The 18,148-nt window shown below is 63.9% G+C and carries 12 protein-coding genes; 2 read left to right on the plus strand and 10 right to left on the minus strand.

The window, feature by feature from the left end; all coding sequences use genetic code 11:
• Positions 1 to 43: 43 nt before the first annotated feature.
• On the plus strand, positions 44 to 901 hold the full coding sequence (locus tag AC3WJU_RS05080; protein ID WP_492259295.1) for a sugar phosphate isomerase/epimerase family protein: 858 nt from the start codon (positions 44 to 46) through the stop codon (positions 899 to 901).
• A 181-nt stretch (positions 902 to 1,082) separates the two neighbouring features.
• Entirely contained in the window at positions 1,083 to 2,177 is a 1,095-nt protein-coding gene (locus tag AC3WJU_RS05085; RefSeq protein WP_492259296.1) for an FUSC family protein, read from the plus strand.
• Here AC3WJU_RS05085 and AC3WJU_RS05090 read toward each other — a convergent pair.
• From AC3WJU_RS05090 to AC3WJU_RS05135, 10 genes are all read right to left on the minus strand, one after another.
• Positions 2,125 to 2,919: an SDR family NAD(P)-dependent oxidoreductase gene (locus AC3WJU_RS05090; protein WP_492259297.1), complete on the minus strand. Its 795-nt coding sequence runs from the start codon at positions 2,917 to 2,919 to the stop codon at positions 2,125 to 2,127. The genes AC3WJU_RS05085 and AC3WJU_RS05090 overlap by 53 nt on opposite strands.
• Before the next feature lie 42 nt (positions 2,920 to 2,961).
• Positions 2,962 to 4,818: an IucA/IucC family protein gene (locus AC3WJU_RS05095; RefSeq protein ID WP_492259298.1), complete on the minus strand. Its 1,857-nt coding sequence runs from the start codon at positions 4,816 to 4,818 to the stop codon at positions 2,962 to 2,964.
• Positions 4,815 to 5,405 (minus strand): GNAT family N-acetyltransferase, encoded by a 591-nt coding sequence (locus AC3WJU_RS05100; RefSeq protein WP_492259299.1) that lies wholly within the window; start codon positions 5,403 to 5,405, stop codon positions 4,815 to 4,817. Before AC3WJU_RS05100 ends, AC3WJU_RS05095 begins: the two co-directional genes overlap by 4 nt.
• The gene (locus tag AC3WJU_RS05105) at positions 5,402 to 6,742 is read right to left on the minus strand and encodes a lysine N(6)-hydroxylase/L-ornithine N(5)-oxygenase family protein (RefSeq protein ID WP_492259300.1); all 1,341 of its coding nucleotides are present in this window, start codon (positions 6,740 to 6,742) and stop codon (positions 5,402 to 5,404) included. The genes AC3WJU_RS05100 and AC3WJU_RS05105 overlap by 4 nt, the downstream gene beginning before the upstream one ends.
• On the minus strand, positions 6,739 to 8,325 hold the full coding sequence (locus AC3WJU_RS05110) for a pyridoxal phosphate-dependent decarboxylase family protein (protein WP_492259301.1): 1,587 nt from the start codon (positions 8,323 to 8,325) through the stop codon (positions 6,739 to 6,741). Before AC3WJU_RS05110 ends, AC3WJU_RS05105 begins: the two co-directional genes overlap by 4 nt.
• 677 nt (positions 8,326 to 9,002) lie before the next feature.
• Positions 9,003 to 9,212: a YegP family protein gene (locus AC3WJU_RS05115; RefSeq protein WP_492259302.1), complete on the minus strand. Its 210-nt coding sequence runs from the start codon at positions 9,210 to 9,212 to the stop codon at positions 9,003 to 9,005.
• A gap of 62 nt (positions 9,213 to 9,274) precedes the next feature.
• Positions 9,275 to 10,096 (minus strand): class C sortase, encoded by an 822-nt coding sequence (locus AC3WJU_RS05120; protein WP_492259303.1) that lies wholly within the window; start codon positions 10,094 to 10,096, stop codon positions 9,275 to 9,277.
• Positions 10,097 to 10,328: 232 nt separating this feature from the next.
• Complete coding sequence (locus tag AC3WJU_RS05125) at positions 10,329 to 11,798, minus strand: SpaH/EbpB family LPXTG-anchored major pilin (RefSeq protein ID WP_492259304.1); 1,470 nt, start codon at positions 11,796 to 11,798, stop codon at positions 10,329 to 10,331.
• 43 nt (positions 11,799 to 11,841) lie between these two features.
• On the minus strand, positions 11,842 to 15,237 hold the full coding sequence (locus AC3WJU_RS05130) for a DUF7927 domain-containing protein (RefSeq protein ID WP_492259305.1): 3,396 nt from the start codon (positions 15,235 to 15,237) through the stop codon (positions 11,842 to 11,844).
• Positions 15,238 to 15,469: 232 nt separating this feature from the next.
• On the minus strand, positions 15,470 to 18,055 hold the full coding sequence (locus tag AC3WJU_RS05135) for a SpaH/EbpB family LPXTG-anchored major pilin (protein WP_492259306.1): 2,586 nt from the start codon (positions 18,053 to 18,055) through the stop codon (positions 15,470 to 15,472).
• Between the last annotated feature and the right edge of the window lie 93 nt (positions 18,056 to 18,148).

Here is an 18,148-nt window from a genome sequence, read left to right on the forward strand (position 1 = left end):
CACCTGCCGTAACTAGCCGCGCACTGTCGCGAGGAGAACGATGATGTACTCAAGCACACCCGAACTAATCGCGACCTGCTGGACCAGCGCAGGAGACGTTGCGCCTTTGACCATTCCCGAGACAAGCCCGGTCCCCCTCGGCGAGCGACTGGAAGCCATCGCCTCTACCGGATGGGCAGGGTTCGGATTGGCGTACGACGACCTGGTGGCCGCAAGCGACACCATCGGCTTCTCCGGGCTCAGGAAACTCATCGATCAAGCAGGCCTCCGCCACGTTGAAGTCGAGCTTCTCAGCAATTGGTGGGACGAATCCCGCTCCCACGAATGGAAGCCGCAATTCGAACTGCTGCTCGAGGCGGCCGAAACACTGGGCGCGCGCTTCATCAAGATAGGAACGGCGTTCGGTGAGCCCCTGGATGATCTCGAATTCCTGGTGGAACCGCTGCGGCACCTGACAACGGAAGCCTCGCAACGAGGGACCCGCATTGCGCTCGAGCCAATGCCGTTTTCGATGGTCGGTTCGATGCCGGCGGCGGCCGAGCTCATGCGATCTGTCGATATGCCGGACTGCGGTTTGGTGGTTGATTATTGGCATGTCTTCCGGGCGGGAACAAGCTTGGATGAACTGTCCCGCAGCCTCACCGCCGAGCAGATTTTCGGCGTCGAGCTCAATGACGCTGATGCGGAAATCAAGGGGACGCTCTTCGAGGACACCCGCGACAATCGCCGCCTTTGCGGCGAGGGCGACCAAGACGTCGCGGGGTTCATCACAACGCTCCAGGCCATCGGCTTCAACGGGCCGTGGGGTGTGGAAATCCTCTCCGAACAACACCGCAAACGTCCCGTTCGCGAAGCGCTGGAATCCGCCCGCTCGACGGCGTTGCGATGCTTCCCGGCCTGACTCGCCTCCCGCCACACCCAACTGACTCGCAGTAGTTGTCGTTTCCGCGCCCCAAAACGACAACAACTGCGAGCTAGTTGGGTGGGGACGCACAAGGAAACGTTGTGACCCAGCTAATGGCGCGGATCGTGGGGTGCTGATAACTTCCCAATGATCGGCTGAGTTGATTGGTGGTGTCCCGTTGCGATCAATCATTGCCCATGCCCGTGCGCTTCATACCGTTCCACCGGCAAGCAACGATCACCTGGCTGCCGTCCGCGTCGCACTGAGCGTCGCCGTGCCGGCCCTTGTGCTTCTTGCGATTGGCCGGGCGGACCTCATCATCTACGCCGTGTTCGGCGCCCTGACCGGCATGTACGGTCGTGCCGAATCGCATCAACTGCGGCTCAAGCACCAGGCCCAGGCCGCCGCCGTGCTCCTGGCCGGCGTTTCCGTGGGCACGTTCTTGTCCGTCTCCCATATCCACTCATGGGGATTGGTGGTGATCGAAGGGCTCCTGGCGGGTGTGGGCTCGCTGTTCTCGGACAAGGTGCGGCTCAAACCCAATGGCCCGTTCTTCGGGATCCTGGCCCTTGGAGCATGCGCGTCCGTCCCCGCGCACGTCCCGTTCCTTGCTGCGGTCCTGATCTGTGCGGCGTCGGCAGCGTTTTCTATGGTGGTGGGTTTTGCCGGCTGGCTTCGGTACCGGGTGTGGGAACGTGGCGCCGTCCGGGACATTCCTGCATCCTCGGCGCGGCTGCGCCAAGCAGCCGGACTCCACGCGGCCAGGTATGTGCTCGCCGTCGGCGCGGCCGGTGCTTGCGGAGTGCTCACGGGCAGCGGGCATCCGCACTGGGCGATGGCCGCGGCCGCCGTTCCGCTGGCCGGAGCCGATGTGCCGAGCCGCCTGCACCGCGGCATTCACCGTATCGTGGGGACGTTCCTCGGATTGGCGATTGTCGCCGTCGTGCTCTTTCCAGGACCGCTGTCCCCGCTGCACTATTTCCCCGGGCAAACCACCCTCATCCTTGCCCTGCTGGTGATCGGGTTCCAGTTCCCCACCGAGTTGTTCATGGCCCGGCATTACGGCTGGGCCATGGTGTTCTTCACTCCGGTCATTTTGCTCATGACTCAGTTGGCTGCGCCCGCGGATCCCGGCGTGCTCGTCCTGGAACGCGGGGTGGAGACGTTCGTGGGAGCCGTGATCGGGATCGCGGTGGCGGTGCTGGTCCAGGCGCCCCGGCTTACTTCGCGGACCCGGATGGCTTCGCGGCGAGGCGGGGCGGACCCGACGTAAGCTTCGCCGGCAGGAAGCGCATGACGGCGGTGATCGCTTTGTAGCGCTTCGACGGAATGGAAATCCCTTTGCCCTTGGCGTTGTCTTCCAACCCTTCCCGGACAACGCGCTCGGCGTTAAGCCACAAAAAGCGCGGAGCCACCGACTTGTCCATGCCCATGCGATCGTGGAACTCCGTGTGGGTGAAGCCCGGGCACACCGCGGTGACTTTCACGCCGCTGCCGGCATACGCGGTGTTCGCCCAACGGCTGAAGCTGACCTGCCAAGCCTTGGCCGCCGAGTAGCTTCCCCGGTTCGCGAATGCCGCAACGCTCGCAACGTTGATGATCCGGCCCGACTTGCGTGCCAACATCACCCCCAACGCCGCGTGGCACAGCTCCATGGGCGTCTGGACATGCAGCCGCAAATGCCGCTTTTCGTCGTCCACATCGTTCTTCTCGAAAGAATTCAGCAAACCGATTCCGGCATTGTTGACCAGCACGTCCACCGGCCGCGAAGCGTCCCGCAGCCTGGCCACGACAGCCGCAACCCCGACGTCGGAGGTCAAGTCGGCGGGCAGCACCTCCACAGAGATACTGAAGTCCCGTTCAAGCACCTCGGCGCTTGACCTCAGCCGGGTTTCGTCGCGGGCCACGAGGACCAGGTGGTGGCCGGATTCGGCCAGCTGACGGGCGAATTGCGCACCGAGCCCGGCAGTAGCACCGGTGACCAGGGCGGTGAGTTCGTTGGCACGAGTTGTCATGCGCCCAGACTAGTCCCGTCTGGCCCGGAGTAGGCCGGCCGCCTACGCGAACTTCGCCAGCGGGTTGGTCAGACGCCCGGCCATCTGGAGGCCGCCGGACGGATCCGTGAGGTCCAGCATGTGCTGGTTGTTGCGTAGTTGCAGGCGGTTCAGGCACGAAAGCTCGAAGTCCGGCGCGAAAAGATCATGCATGGCGAACTGCTCCGCCAGTTCCGGGTGCCGCTGCTGGTATTCACGAACGACGACGGCGGCCGTCGCCCAGAATTCTTGCTCGCCGAGCGTGCCGTCCTCCACAAGAAGGGCGGCAAGGTAACGGAATATGCAGTCGAAAACGTCCGTGAAGACCGCGAGCACCATTTCCTTCTCCGGGATCTCCGCCTTGATGCGGGAGACCTCCTCCGGAAGCCGCAGCCGCTCCCCCATCACCACGATTTCCTCGCCGATGTCCTTCATGATGGCCCGGACCGGCACGCCGTCTTCCAGAACCAGGATGACGTTTTCGCCGTGCGGCATGAGCGCGAGCTCGTACTCGCAAAGGAAGTGGACCACGGGCACGAGATACGCCTCGAAATAGCGGCGCAGCCACTCGCGTGGGGCCAGTCCCGAGCGCGCGATCAGCGCAGAGACCATCGGAACGCCGTCGGGATCGATGTGGAGCAGCGAAGCCATGGTGGCCAGTTGTTGGCCGTCCTTGAGCAAGGGAAGCGGACTCTCCCTCCACAACACCGATAGCATCTTCCGGTACGGGGACCCCTTGGCCGAAGCGGCCTCGAAGTAGCGGTTGTGGTATCCAATGGCCGCGGTTTCACGGATCATGGCCAGGCCCCGGTCCTGGAGCTCCTGGTCATTTTCGATGAGTTCCGCGAGCCAATCGTTGATAGCCGGAGTAGCTTTCATGTATTCCGGCGAGAGACCCCGCATGAAACCCATGTTCAGCACGGACATCGCCGTCTTGACGTACGACTTCTCCGGCGACGTGGTGTTGAAGAACGTTCGAATGGATTGCTGCGCTTGGTAGGCGTCTTCCCCGGTACCCAGGTGGACAAGGTGGCGCTGGGCGATTTCTGCCGCGAACGTCACGCTGAGCTTGTTTTCCCACTGCCAGGGATGGACCGGCATGATGAAATAATCGGCAGGATCCAGCCCGTTGGCCGACAACTCCGCGTCGAAACCGGCCAGGGTGGCCGCGCCGAGTTCGGCCTCGAAGTGGGTGCGGTAATCGAGTCCGGCCCTGGAGGTGAACTCGGCCTTGCTCCGGAGGACCGCGATCCATTGCAGTAGCACCGCGGCACCCGTCTCCGGGGCGAAGGAATGGTAGTCCGAGATGCCGAAGCCGAGCCTGCCGTTATTTGCAACGAAACACGGGTGACCCTCGCTCATGCTCCGTTCGATCGCCTGGAAGCCGGCCGAAGGGTCCGACCCCCCGGAGATTCCGGCAACCAGGTCCGCCGAGCTCCGGCTGGCGCCCTGTTTGTAGGCGTGGCTCGCCAACGTGCTGCTGACTTCCTCGAGGTACACGGGCAGCATTTCCTCGCGGATGCCAAGGGTGTGACGGAATTCCGTGATGAAGGACAACGCATCCAGGGGCAGTCCAGGGGCACCTTCGGGGGTGCCGCGCTCGATCCGCACGATGGATTCCGCGGGGACGGACCAATGATCCAGTTCCAGCATCCTGGCACGGAAGCGGTACTCGACCGTCGCGTCGTCGCTGACCACGCGGTAGAGACCCAGACTGGAGCTCTCTTCAGCAAGGAGTTCCGGCGCCAGGATGCGTTCGTGCGAGAACTCTGCGAGCGCCTTGCGGACCAGATGCCGATTGGCCACTGCCCAGCGTTCGGGGGTCAGGTGGGACGTGGTTGAGCCGGCTTGGCTCGCGATGGTTTCAGCTGTAATGGTCACTGGGTCTCTCCTAGGGTCGCCGCGGCAGGCGCGGCCAGGATGGGGGTCAGGGTCGCGTGGAAATCCGCGCGGGTGCAAATGCTGAGCAGGGCCCGCTTGCGGTCTTCGGAAGGTTCGACGGCGGGAAGCGTCACCACGCCGCTGCGCCGGAAGCCCACGCGCTCGTTGACGATATGGATCTTGTGGTTGCGGGCATCCGGCTCCACCACGATGCGCTTCGTTCCGGGATCGTCGAAGAGGTACGCCATGACGGACTGCATGACGGCGGTGGTGTACCCCGAAGTCGGAGGACCGGGAGGAGGCCCCACCAGAAGGTGCATCCCGATGTCGCCCGGCAACACGTTGTAGGCGCCGGCCAAAGGTGATTCGGCGGGCAGGTACCTTTCCATCAGGAAGGCGGGGACGCCGTCGTCGAGCCCTAGGAACGCTTGGTGGTGACCCCTGGCAGCGATGCGCGAGTACTCCTCCACAACGTCCTCGACTGCTGCGGACAACATGCCCCAGAAGCGCGCGTATTCCTGGCTCACCCAGCTGTGGAGGACAGGTGCATCGGCAGCCGGATCAACGGGCCGGAAGCTGAACCTCACGCGCCAACCTCCGCGACAAGCTCGGCCGACGCATCAACCGGGGCCCCGAACTGCTGGAATGCGATTCTGCGCTCAACGGGGTAGGGCTCTTCGCCGGTGATCTCGCGCAGGATGCAAGAGTTTCGGTAGGCCGCCATGCCCAAGTCCGGAGTGACGAAGCCGTGCGTGTGAAGCTCGGCGTTCTGGACGAAGATCTCGCCGGGTTCGACGCCGATGCCGTAGTTTCGCGCGACGTCGAAGCGGCCTTTCGCGTCACGGCGGATGCGGTCCTCGATGCCCCCGAGAAACCCGGGCTCTTTGTAGGAGTATCCGGTGGCCAGGACTACGGCCTCGGACTCCAAGGAGTAGTTGATGCCGTGCTCTTCGTGGCGGAACTGCAGGGTATGGCTACCAGTTGCCGGATCCCATTTCGCGGCTACGAGGCTGGAGTGGGTGTGCAGTTGCGTGTCCACCATCCCGCCGAGGCTCTTCGCGTAGAGGAGATCGTAGATGCTGTCGATCAGCTCCGAGTTGATGCCCTTGTACAGGTTCTTCTGGCTGCCGATGAGCGAATCGCGCTGTTCTGCCGGAAGGGAGTGGAAGTAGTCCACGTACTCCGGCGAGGTCATTTCGAGTGTGAGCTTGGTGTATTCCAGCGGGAAGAACCTGCCCGAGCGCGTCACCCAATTCAGTCGGTAACCGTGGACGTCGATCCCGTGCAGTAGTTCGACGTAGATTTCAGCCGCGCTCTGCCCGCTGCCCACGATGGTGATGCTGCGCTTGGACTGGAGTTCGCTCTTCCTCACCAGGTACTCGGCGTTGTGAAGGACAAGTCCGCCGTTGTCCACAATTCCCGCACAGGCGTCCGGGATGTGCGGCGACGTTCCTGTGCCCAGAACCAGCCGCCGGGCGCGAAGCACCTCAGCGCCGACCGGTCCTTGGACCGAAAGCCGGTACACGCCGTCGTCGTACGCCACGTCTAGCACATCAGTGCTAAAACGCACCGATGGCAACTGCCCGGCCGCCCACTGGCAGTACTGGTTGAACTCGGCACGCAGGGGGTAGAAATTTTCCCGGATGTAGAAGCGGTACAGACGGCCAGTCTGTTTGAGGAAGTTCAGGAAGGAGTACTTCGATGTGGGATCAGCCAAGGTCACAAGGTCTGCCAGGAACGGGACCTGCAGATGTGCGGGCTCCAGCATCATGCCCGGGTGCCAGTCGAAGGATTCGCGACGCTCCAGGAACAAGCACTCCAGCCCGTCCAGCGGCTCACTGAGGGCGGCGAGGCCCAGGTTGAAGGGCCCGACGCCGATGCCTGCGACGTCGTAGATCTTGCTGTCCGGTTCGTGGGTACTCACGCTGCGGCCCCCGCCTGGCCGACGGCCTGCTCGGGCACTCGTTCCGCGAGAAGACCCTCGCCGGTTCGCCTGATGAGCTCGACGATTTCCCTGATATCGCCCAGGGTGGCCTCGGCATTGAGGAGCGTGAACTTCAAATAGTGACGCCCGGCCACCGTGGTTCCTGCGACGACGGCCCGCCCCGAGGCGAAGATCGCGGCGCGGATGGCGGGGTTGAGGACGTCGCTTGCGTCCTCGCCGAGCCTGACTCCCCCAGCCAGCGGACGGTAGCGGAAAACGAGGGTGCTCAGATGCGGCTTCGAGGCGAGTTCGAAGTCCGGATCGTCGGCGAGCAGGGCGCCGACGCGCCCGGCAAGATCGATCGCTTCGTCGAACAACGCGCCGATCGCGTCGGCGCCCATGATGCGAAGCGTCAGCCATAGCTTGAGGGCATCGAAACGTCGGGTGGTCTGAATGCTCTTGTCCACCTGGTTGGGGATCTCGGCCAGGGCAGCGCTTTCGGGATTCAGGTAATCGGCGTAATAGGTGACATGCCGCAGCATCAGGCCATCGCGGAGCAGCACGGCACTGGAACTCACCGGCTGGAAGAAGGTCTTGTGGAAGTCAACGGTCACCGAGTCAGCGAGGCAGGTCCCCTCGAGGAGATGCCGGTAGCGATTGGAGACGAGCAGGCCACCGCCGTACGCGGCATCGACGTGCAGCCACGAATCATAGGCGCGGGCCAGGGCAGCGAGCTCTGCGAGCGGGTCCACCGCTCCGAAGTCGGTGGTCCCGGCGGTGGCCACGACCGCCATCGGCACCAGCCCGGCGTCGTGCGCTTCCGCGAGGGCCGCCGCCAGAGCGGCGGGATCCATACGGTGATCCGGGCCGGTCCGCACGGCGATAACGGCGTCGAAGCCCAGGCCCAGCATGGACGCCGACTTCTGGATGCTGAAATGGCTGTCCGCCGAGGTGAAGATCCGCAGGCGTTCGAGGAGCGTGGGCAACCGCACCTCGCCGCTTTCGGCCCGGAGCTTGGCGACGGCCTGGTTCCGGGCGATCAGGAGGGCCTGGAAATTGGACTGGCTGCCGCCCGAGGTGAACACGCCGTCCGCGTCTGTTCCGAAGCCAAGCCGTTCGGCGGTCCAGTCGATCAGGCGGCGCTCGATCATCGTCGCCCCAACGCTCTGGTCCCAGGTGTCCATCGAGGAGTTAACGGCGGACAGCACCGCTTCGCCGAGCAGCGCGGGGATCACCACTGGGCAGTTCAAGTGCGCGGCGTAGCGGGCGTCGTGGAAGTAGATGGCGTCCCGGAGATAGAGGTCGTCGAGTTCCTCGAGGGCGGCGGCAGTGTCCGGGAGCGGACGTGCGAGGTCGACGGCGGCCACTCGCGCCGCCATTTCGGCATGCCCGACGCCGGTGAACGGTTGGGCGGTGCGCTGCACTTTCGTGGCGACCGCGTTGACACCTTGCAGCACCTGGGCCACGTAGCTCGGCGCATTTCGGGCGTTGAAAAGCTGGCTGGTGGCCGCAAGGGCCAGCTCCACATGGGAGCCGAAATCCTGGTCCGGTTCAATCCGGTCTTCGACACTGGGCGGCGTCACGTCGACTTCCTTCCGTCGGGGTTGAGACACTGGGCTTGCTTCGCTAGCAAACCAAGGCAAGCCTTACTTAGGTTTACCTTTTCGTCAAACTTTCGTGTCCTAATTCACTGAGGTGGGGGATTCGCGGTAGAGTGCCTGAAAGTGCGCCTTTCGAGCCTCACTGGAGGGCACCGGCACACGAAACCCAGGGGGGAACTAGCACCACCTGCACGCGGTTGAGGTACCCATGACCCCGCAGCTTCTCCAGGCTGCGGCCCTGATCCTGGCGACGCTGCTGTTCTGGCACGCATGGCAATGGCAGAAAAGAAAGGCCTCAAGGTAGGCGCCGGCTTTCGGGACGGAGGACTGCCGCGACGGCACTTCTGCCCGCTTCCGACAAAGACGGAAGTGGCGTGCGGCTGGGGTCTCAGAACCAGCCGCACGCCGTGCAGGGATCCGTTGATCCTTGCACGTGCCCCGGGCCGTGGATCGCATGGGGGCGCACGACCCGGGGCACGGCCCGGCATGCGGCCCATCGAGGTCCGACGACTCGGTGCGGCCCCCAACAGGTCCGCCAGGAGTCTCATTCCCTCGCATGCCAGGCACTAACTATGTGTCGCTGGGGCGTCAATCGTGTCGCGAACGTCGCAAGGTATTCAGGAATCAGAGATCGCCTGGCTCAATGCCGGAGCCGTGACTTAGTCGGCGGGGTGGTTTTCCGGTGTCGAACCCGTGAGATCAACGATGTGCCCCTTGGCCGCGGACTCGCGCATTGACCAGATCGCTGAGATAGCCGCATCCTTGTCCTCAAAAGCCTTGGAGGTGAGCAGCACATCTCCATTTCCGGTGACGAGTTGGAAACGCAGACGGGCGTCCGCGTCAACGAAGAGTTTGAATTGTGAGGCCATTCTGGTGCTTCCTTGTCTGGATTTAAGTGCGCTTCCATGCCTGCGTGCCCGAAGCGTTTGGATCATCGGCTTCGTCGTCGGTTCCAGGCGCCGGAGGCGAGATAGAAGGCGAGCAGGCCGCCGATGAAGTAGGCGGCCCAGAACGGGAATCCGATGGTGGTTTGGCGTCCGGCCAGGGTTTTTTGTTCAGGGGCGTCTTGGGGGATGTCCGCGATCCGGGAGGCGTGGACGAGGAGCCGGTGCGAGTTCACTCCGATGGGGGTGCACGTGATCAGGGTGATTTGATCCTCGCCCGCGCTGACTTTGAGGGAGGAGATGTCGTCCGGTTTAACCACTTCGATCTTATTCACTTTGTAGAGGAACGTGTGGTCCATGACTTCAGTCGAGAAGATGTCACCGGTTTTCGCGCTGTGGAGGGGGTTAAAGAGTTCCGCGTTCGGAATCCCCGAGTGCGACGTCAAGACGCTGTGCGTGCCGGGACCGCCGACGGGAAGGGAGGAGCCGTAGAGGTGTCCCACGCCCTTGGCCAGGACGTCGTCGCTGGTTCCGTGGAAGATCGGCAGGTCGATATTCAGCGAAGGGTAGCGGAGCCTGCCGATTACCTCGTCGTTGGCGACGTTCAGCTGGGTTTGGTAGTCCTTCAGCTGCCCTCCCGGGGTGGTCGCGGGGGCTTGGGCCGAGTACGGATCCCGCAACTGCCCGGTGGGAATGCGGGAGTTGTATTCGCGTGCCCGGTCCAGCACTTTCGTCCGGGCCGAAGGTTCAAGCTGCTCGACGTCCTGTGCGTAGCCCGAAAGTTGGCTGTTGTGGGATATCGAGCTGAACCAGTCCGCTGCCTGGGGGTAAAGGACCAGGCCCAGCCCGATCGCGGCGATGGCCATCATCGTGAAAAATCTCCGATCCGCAGGGCCGCGCCGCATGCTTGTGCGCCCACGCAATGAATTGCGGGGGCGCCGAGGACGATCCTTCTTTCCGGTTCCGGAACCCTCCATGAATTCCTTGAGGGTTTGAGTCATTGGGGCCTCTCGCTTTGATGGACGGGAGCAGTATGGGGCATCCACCGCTTGGTGGATGCCCCATGCCCTGCATCACGGTGTGCAGGTCACCGAGGGATGGTTACTTTGCCTCGTTGCGCTTCCGGCGGCCGGTGACCATGAACAGGCCTGCGCCTGCCAGCACGAGGATCCCGCCCGCGGTCAGGGCCCAGGTTCCCACGCCACCGGTGAGCGGCAGCTGGAATCCGGCGTTGGCCGGGACGTTGTCGATCGTCACCGTCACGACTGACGGGTCAGTGCTGGTGACTGTGGTCTGAACCGGCTGGGCGAGCAGTTCGTAACCGGGAGGGGCCTTGGTCTCTACCAGCCAGTACGCCTGGTAACCCGGCTGGCCCGGGCTGACCGCGATCCCGTTGGCCCAGTTGGAGTACCGCAGGCCGGAGATCACCAGGTTGCCATTCGCATCGGTGGTCCAGGAGCTGGCTCCCCCGACGCTGATCGCGTTGGTGCCGGCCAGGGCATCGGCCTGGCTCGGATACACGGAAAACACTGCGCCGGCCAGGGCTGCGGAGCTCCGGGAATCCTTCTTGTGCAGGACAATGTCGCCCCATTTGGTGATCACCGGGGGTGTGACCACGGGGCCGCCGGGCTGGCCCGGGGTGATGGTGAAGCTAGCCGCGTTCGGGTAGACGTTGGCCGCGTTCGAGATCTGGCCGACCGTGTTCACGGCGGTGTTCACGGTCACCACGACTTTGGCCGTGGGGTTCGCGGCCAGGACGGCCCGGCCACTGGCGGTGAAGTCGACCGTAAGGGTGTTCGTAGCCGCGTTGAAGACGATGGTGTAGTCCGTGTTCAAAGCCAGCGTCGCGCCGTTCGAGAGCGCCACAGCCGAGTTTGTGTACGTCAGTTTAGGGTCGAGCTGGTCGGTGATCCGGTACCCGTCGATCGGGTTGACGTTGGGGATGTCGCCAGTGATGGTCCACTTGACGTTGTCGCCGAGCTTGAGGGCGAAGGTATCGGTGACGGTCTTCGTGGCTGTCGTCACGGCGTTCTTCGGGTAGACGTTGACGTTGTACATCCAGTTGTTCTCATTCACCGGGTCCGTCATGGGGAGGGTCACCAGAAACGGGGCTGAAGGAGTGACACCGGCCGGGTAGCCGGTTTCCGTCACGAGGTACAGGCCCAGCGGAAGGTTCCCCAGGGTCCCTGTTCCGGCCGCGTCCGTCGTGACCGTCGAGCCCGGGGTCGCTGCCTGAGCCGCGGCCTGGGCCGGGGTCAGCGCTGCCGCGGCAGTCCAGCCCGCGTTGGTCGTCAGGTCAATGTTGTTGACCTTCTGCACCGTGAACGTCACCCCGGCCATCGGGGTCAGGGCCGCGGTCTGGGCCGGAGTCAGGGCTGTTCCGTTGTTGGGCAGGTTCGTCGGCGTGGCCGGGGTCTGATACTTGTGGATGGTCAGCGAGCCCGCCTGGGACGGATCAATGTTCGCGGTGTTCGCCGCGTGTGCCCCTCCGGCTCCGAGGGCCAGCATCCCGGCTGAGGCGATTGCGGCCAAAGAGGCTATGAGGCCGCGCCTCACCTTCGATGATTTCATCGTGTTCCTTTCGTGTTCCCCCATTGATGTGCGCGGAGCTGCACTACGGAGTTTGGTTTTGCGGGGTCTTGTCCGCTCGCCGGATAACTATGAGGGCGAGGGAAGTCATGAGCAGGAGCACCCCCAGAAGGGCGCTCCCTAAGAGGCCGGCAGTGCCTGGCCCGCCGGCGGTTGGAAGCTTGACGGCCGCCATGTCCAGGACGGTGATGGTCGAGCCGTTTGCTGTTATTGAGGTTCCTGCGGTGGCCGTGTCCAAGGCGATGTTGCCGTTCGCCGCAATGGTGAACTTCACGGGAGTCGCCAAAAGCGAGTAGCCGCCCGGGGCCTTGGTTTCGAGCAGCCAGTATGTCCCCGGAAGCAGGTTCCTGAACTCGACCAGCCCGGGCGACCCGGACACCGCGCTGTTCACTCCGATCACGGTGGGGCCCATTTGCCCGGCCGCGTCGTTGTGGATCTCAAAGGTCGATCCAGGCAGCGGGACGGTGGACCCCTGGGTTGGGCCGGGTCCTGCCTTTTGCACGAACAGGTGGCCGGTGGCGGGGTTCGTCGTGGTACATGCCGGGTCAAGGGGTGCCGGGCTTCCCGTGACGCATCGAGCCGGAGGGATGACCCCGTTGCCTGTTGCCCCGTTCTTCAGGGTAGCGAGCCAAGCGTTCGTGTTGACCGTCACCGAGTAGGTCAACACTGCCGTGCCGTTGCCGGGGAGGGTGAAGGAGGGAGTGGTCAGATTGTTCCCGGCGCCAGGATCCGCAACCGCTAAAGGTGGGCCGCCGTTGATGGTCAGTATCCCCGACCCGGCCGTGAATGTGGCGTTGTTCAGGACCTGGCCCAGGTCATCGCTAAGGGTGACACCGGCGATGGGATTCACGGTGGAGCTGGTGGCGGTCACGCTGTAGGTGATCACCCTGCTCGCAGCCGGGTCGCCCGGGTTGATTGAGGTTCCCGAGGCCGGTGAAGCGGTCTTGGCCAGCGTCCACGAGCCCACGGGGTTGACGGTGCAGGTAGTGCTGCCGGCGGAGCAGCTTGTTGGCGGGATGATGGTGGTCGAGGGTGTCAGGTAGTTCTCGATCGAGGCATTGCCGAGGCTGCCGGTGCTGTTGACTTTCACTTGATACGTCACCACGCTTTTCGCGCCAGCGGCCACGGTGCCGATGATGCCCAGGGTCTTCGTTGCTGCCCCCGAGTTGTTCGTGACAACCAACGCAATCCCGCCCGTGGTCGTCGACGTGATGGAGGCGGCCACGAAGGTCGTATCGTCCAGGACGTTCCCGGGCCAGTCGGTGTAACCGACGGCGGCCGGAACAGAACCGGCAGTGTTGTCGAAAGTCAGCGAGTACGTCAGGACCTGCCCGGGCTGGACCATGGTCCCGACCCCCGGATCGACGGTCTTGGAGGCCACCAAATTGGAAGCGGGCGGCGTATCGCAGGCGGCGTTGTCCGTCGTCGGGCCCTGCTCCTGGCCCGCGGGCAAGGCAACCGAGTTGAACAGGCCCGTCCCGGGACCGGCGCAGGCGGTCGCCTGCAAGGCATTCGTGAAGTGGAACGTCACCGCGAGGTTGAAGGTCTGAGTGACCCCCGCACCGATGCCGAAACCCGCAGGAGCGAGCGTGTAGGGTCCGGCGGTCGACGACGAGCCACCGGCGGGGGCCCCGGCCCCGGACGTCGTCCAGGCAGCACCCGTGGGGGCCAGGTTCGACGCGAACGCCGGGGTGTCAATCAGGGTGCCGTACGTGCCGGCAACCGAACCGGTGTTCGCGACAGTGACAGTGTAGTTGGCGAGGTAGTTGCCGTTCGTATCCGGACCGGTCACCCTGCCCGCTTGCTTGGCGACGTTGATGATGGGCTGGGCCGTGTTCGACAAGGTACACGCGATGTTGGCCCCCGCCACCGGTGTGATGGCCAGCGATCCGGTGAAAGCGGCGCCGTTCGGCAACCCGGCCTGCAGCCCGAACGAGTCCGTGCAGGTGATGGTGCTGGCATAGTTCGCCAGGTTCGCAGTCCCGGCCGCCGCTTCAGTCAGGGTGTAGCTTGTTCCGGCCGTCGCAACATAGGCTCCGGTGGTGCCGGTTCCCGCCGTTACTGACGAGCCCGTACCGGTCGTGGTCGAGTTCGCAGGATTGTTCACCACCGTGCCTGTCGCGCCGCCGGTGCGGATCTGCATCGTGAACTGATCCGTTGCCGCCTCGCGCGGCGCTCCGAGCGCCTTCGTCAGCGTGATCCGCGGCGCTCGGACAACAAGGTTGGCGTCCGCTGGCGGGTTGAGGTTCGTCACGATGTTACCGGGGCCGTTGACATACGTCCCCTCCGCGGCGGCAGTCACGTTGAAGGTGATGGTGCAGGATGCCTGGCCCGAGGCGAGATCCCCGCCTGTGGCAGTGAAGGTGTTCGATCCGGCGGTCGCGGTGCGGACGAAGGGGGCGCCCGTTACTTGGGCGCACGTCCCGCCGATCGCGGGATTAGAGGCGATCACGACGCCGGCAGGCAGGGTATCGGTGATGCTCCAGTCGTTCTTCGCCTTCAGGTCGCTGGTATTGGTCACGGTGAGCGTCACCGTGGACGTCTGACCGGGGGCAATGAGTGCGGGCGAGAACGACTTGTCCAGCTGCGGGGTGACATCGACGATCTCAGGTAGGTCGAACGCCACATCGTTGCCGCTACCGGTTGCTGTCGCGTTATACAGTGACAAGCCGAGCGATGCTGTAGACCCAGTCGGTATTTGATAAGCGGCGGACTGCAGCTTCGTCACCTGAGTTGCCCAGTTCGTAGGATCGGTGCACGGGTTCAGTCCGGAGCTCAGCACAATCGGGGTGCCGTTCACGATGAGGGAGAACGTCTCCTTGGGCTGATTTGCGCCGCCGGCCGCAGGACAGTTCACAGCGGCGAAATAGGCGGAGACCGCGTAGTAATGCCCTGGAATGGCCGGAATCGCGTTCGCGCTGGCCGTTTTGAATTCGGTGCCTGCAGCGATTTGGCCGGTCGAGGAGTTGGTGAACGCCGAAAGGACCTGGTTGCTGGCGGCCTGTGCCGCGGTCTGGCCTTGCGCCAAGCCGAGCTGCACGGCGATCTGTTGAAGTTGCTGCCACGCTAACGGCGCATTGTTCGAACATCCGCCGTCGGCTGACGATGACGGCTGCGGCGTAAATGAGTTGAGGATCCACCCGTTGCATTGATTCCCGGCAGGTGTGTACTGCGGGTCCGCCGTGTATGTCATGTTGGCGGCAGCAGCCCCACCGGTGTAGTTAAGAATGCTGATCGCGGACGACGTCGCGTTCTGATTGGAGAAGCTCTCGGTATAGATGGGCGTGCCGGCCTGGGGTACCCCTGGTGTACCCGGCGTCGTCGCATACGCGGGTGAAGGCAGGGTGCTACCCAAGCCAAGGCTGACAATCGTTGCTGTGAGGAGAATTGCCATCAGCTTGGCTGGAAGGGACTGCTTCATAGGCTTTTCTTGCTTCACTTTCGGGAACGGACACGCAGGAGATCTCTAGCCTTCAAGTGCGCGCCTCCCGCGATTCGTGTCGCAGAAAACAGATTCAACTTTTTGAATGAAACAGGGTGAAACGGCCACCCACTGAGACAGTGGGAGCAATTCGCAATTCGTGACGCGAAAAACGGAAGGCATTTTCGGAGCGTGACCTCGGCCAGTCACGTTCCGGGCGGACCGCGGGCGCCTATTTCGCTTCGATGGGCCTTCGGCGGCCGGTGACCATAAACAGGACTGTGCCCGCCAGCACGAGGATCCCGCCCGCAGGCAGGGCCCAGGTTCCTACGCCGGTGAGCGGCAGCTGGAATCCGGCGTTCTGCCGGGCATTGCCGATCGTCACCGTGACAGCGGAGGGGTCGTCGCTGGAGACCGTGGTCTCGACCGGCTCGGCGAGCAGCGCGTACCCGGAAGGGGCCTTGGTCTCCACGAGCCAGTACGACTCGTAACCGGGCTGGCCGGGGCCGACCGCTTTACCGTTCGCCCTGTTTGAATAGCGGAGACCCGAGATCACTAGGTTGCCGCTGGCGTCGGTGGTCCAGGAACTGGCACCTCCGACGTTGATCGCATTCGTACCGGCCAGTGCATCGGCCCGGCTCGGATACACCGAGAACACGGCGCCCGCCAGGGCTGCCGAACTTTGGGAATCCTTCTTGTGCAGCACGATGTTGCCCCACTTGGTCACCGCTACCGGGGGCGTGACCATCGGACCCCCGGGCTGGCCCGGGGTGATGGTGAAGCTGGCCGCGTTGGGATACACGAGGGCGGTGTTCGTGATCTCACCGACCGCGTTCACGGCGGTGTTCACCGTGACCAGGACCTTGGCGGTGGGATTGGCTGCCAGAATCGTCCGGCCGCTCGCGCTGAAGTCAACAGTGAGAGTGTTGGACGCCGTGTCCAACACGACGGTGTAGTCATTGTTCAGCAGCAACGCCGCGTTGTTCGAAAGTGCCACCGTCGAGTTGCTGTACCTTAGCTTCGCATCGAGGTGGTCGACAATCCTGTACCCGTCGAGCGGGTTGACGTTGGGGATGTCGGAGGTGATGGTCCACTTCACGGGATCGCCGAGCTTGACTACGGACGCATCGTTGACGCTCTTCGTGGCCGCAGACACCGCGTTCTTCGGGTAGACGTTCACGTCGTACAACCAGCTGCCCCCGCCGGAAGGGTCCGTCATGGGAAGGGTCACCAGGAACGGGGCCGAAGGAGTCACACCGGCCGGGTAGCCGGTCTCCGTCACCAGGTACAAGCCCAAGGGAAGGTTCCCCAGGGTCGCCGTTCCGGCCGCACTGGTCGTGACCGACGACCCCGGGGCCGCCCGAGCCGCCGCCCGAGCCGGCGTCATCGCAGCCGCCGCAGCCCAGCCCGCATTCGTCGTCAGGTCAATGTTGTTGACCTTCTGCACCGTGAACGTCACCCCAGCAATCGGGGTCAGTCCCTGCAGCTGGGCCGCGGTCAGTGCCGTTCCGTCGTTGGGCAGGCCGGTCGCCGTCGCCGGCTTCTCATACTTGTGGATCGTCAACGAACCCATCCGCGCAACGGGGTTCGTGATGCCGATTCCGGAATCAACCACCCTGGCCGTCTCCTGCGGAGCTGGAACCTCTTCGGGCACGACTGGCGCGGGCGCCGGGGGTTGCGGCACCGCTGTGGCGGGCACGTCCGACGTCGGCGCCGGGCTTGAAGGGGGCGCCTGCGGGCCCCGTTCGGGTACGGACTGTGGGGCTGAAGGCGCGCTGCTCGGAACATCGGCTTCAGCAACTGTCGCCGGACCGGGCTGTCCAAGCCAGATGAGGATACCTGCAATCGCGAGTCCCCCCAGGATCAGCGCGGCCACTGCGACCTTCCAGAATCCACCCACCGAGCGCAGTCCCGCGGCGGCCGGTTTGGCCCCTCCCGGAAGGAACGGCTCAGGAAGGAACGGCTCGGGAAGCAGCGATTCGAGCATTATGGTTCCGGGAAGGAATCCGGTGCTCACTTCCGGTGTAAAGACCACCCCGACCACCAAGGGGAAGACAAGCGCCCTCATGCCCGACTGGACATCGTTGAGTTCCACCAGTACGGCCGTGCACTTCGGACACCCCTCCAAGTGGGCCGTGACCTTTTCGTACGACGCTCGTTTCAGGCCGCCACGGGCGTACTTTCCCAACTGGCTTGAAAATGCGGCGCATGAATCGTCGCTGGCCACCTTGATGTGGTTCTGCAAGTAGGCCTGCCTGAGCCCCTCGCGTGCTCGAATCACGAGCGAGGAGACGCCATTGGGGCTCAAGCCGATGAAGGGTGCGGCCGCGGCGGGTTTCAGCCCTTCGATGTCCACGTGCCAAAGGGCCGCCTGCCAGCGTTCGGGAAGCGATTTGAACGCCTTGGCCATGGTGCTCGACTCGAAGGCGTTGAGGACGGTGTCCGCGTCGACGGCAACGGTATCCAAGATGTCGACGTCGCTCACGATCTGGGTGCGCCTGGCCTTCCGGTTCCGGTCGTAGGCGATTCGCCGAACGGCAGTCAGAAGATAGGAGCGGAAGAACTGGTCCGGACCCTTGCCCTCAGTGAGGGCTTGGAAAATCGAAGCGAACGCCTCGGCCACGACGTCGTCGGCGTCACTGACATTGTCCGTCTGGGCGCGGGCAACAAACTGGGCCGCTGCCACATGCCGCCGGAACAGTTCATCGAAAGCGGAAACATCGCCGTCACGCACCATGGCCATGATTTGAGGGTCGCTGTGCCCGGCAGCCAACGACTCGTCCCCGCCAATCGAACCGTCTTCCGAAACCTGCCCCATAGCAATACAGTGTGACAGCCGAAATTGGATGTGACTTGAATTTTACGTAGGGGGCCGTTATTCAACTCAAGCAATAGATCTTGGGCAAAACCG

It is taken from the genome of Arthrobacter sp. FW306-1B-F12A (assembly GCF_058781865.1).

Bases quoted from the DNA above. Each gene is read 5' to 3' on its own strand.
- AC3WJU_RS05080 (WP_492259295.1), top strand. From the start codon at position 44: ATGTACTCAAGCACACCCGAACTAATCGCGACCTGCTGGACCAGCGCA.
- AC3WJU_RS05090 (WP_492259297.1), bottom strand. From the start codon at position 2,919: ATGACAACTCGTGCCAACGAACTCACCGCCCTGGTCACCGGTGCTACT.
- AC3WJU_RS05115 (WP_492259302.1), bottom strand. From the start codon at position 9,212: ATGGCCTCACAATTCAAACTCTTCGTTGACGCGGACGCCCGTCTGCGT.
- AC3WJU_RS05120 (WP_492259303.1), bottom strand. From the start codon at position 10,096: ATGATGGCCATCGCCGCGATCGGGCTGGGCCTGGTCCTTTACCCCCAG.
- AC3WJU_RS05125 (WP_492259304.1), bottom strand. From the start codon at position 11,798: ATGAAATCATCGAAGGTGAGGCGCGGCCTCATAGCCTCTTTGGCCGCA.
- AC3WJU_RS05130 (WP_492259305.1), bottom strand. From the start codon at position 15,237: ATGAAGCAGTCCCTTCCAGCCAAGCTGATGGCAATTCTCCTCACAGCA.
- AC3WJU_RS05135 (WP_492259306.1), bottom strand. From the start codon at position 18,055: ATGGGGCAGGTTTCGGAAGACGGTTCGATTGGCGGGGACGAGTCGTTG.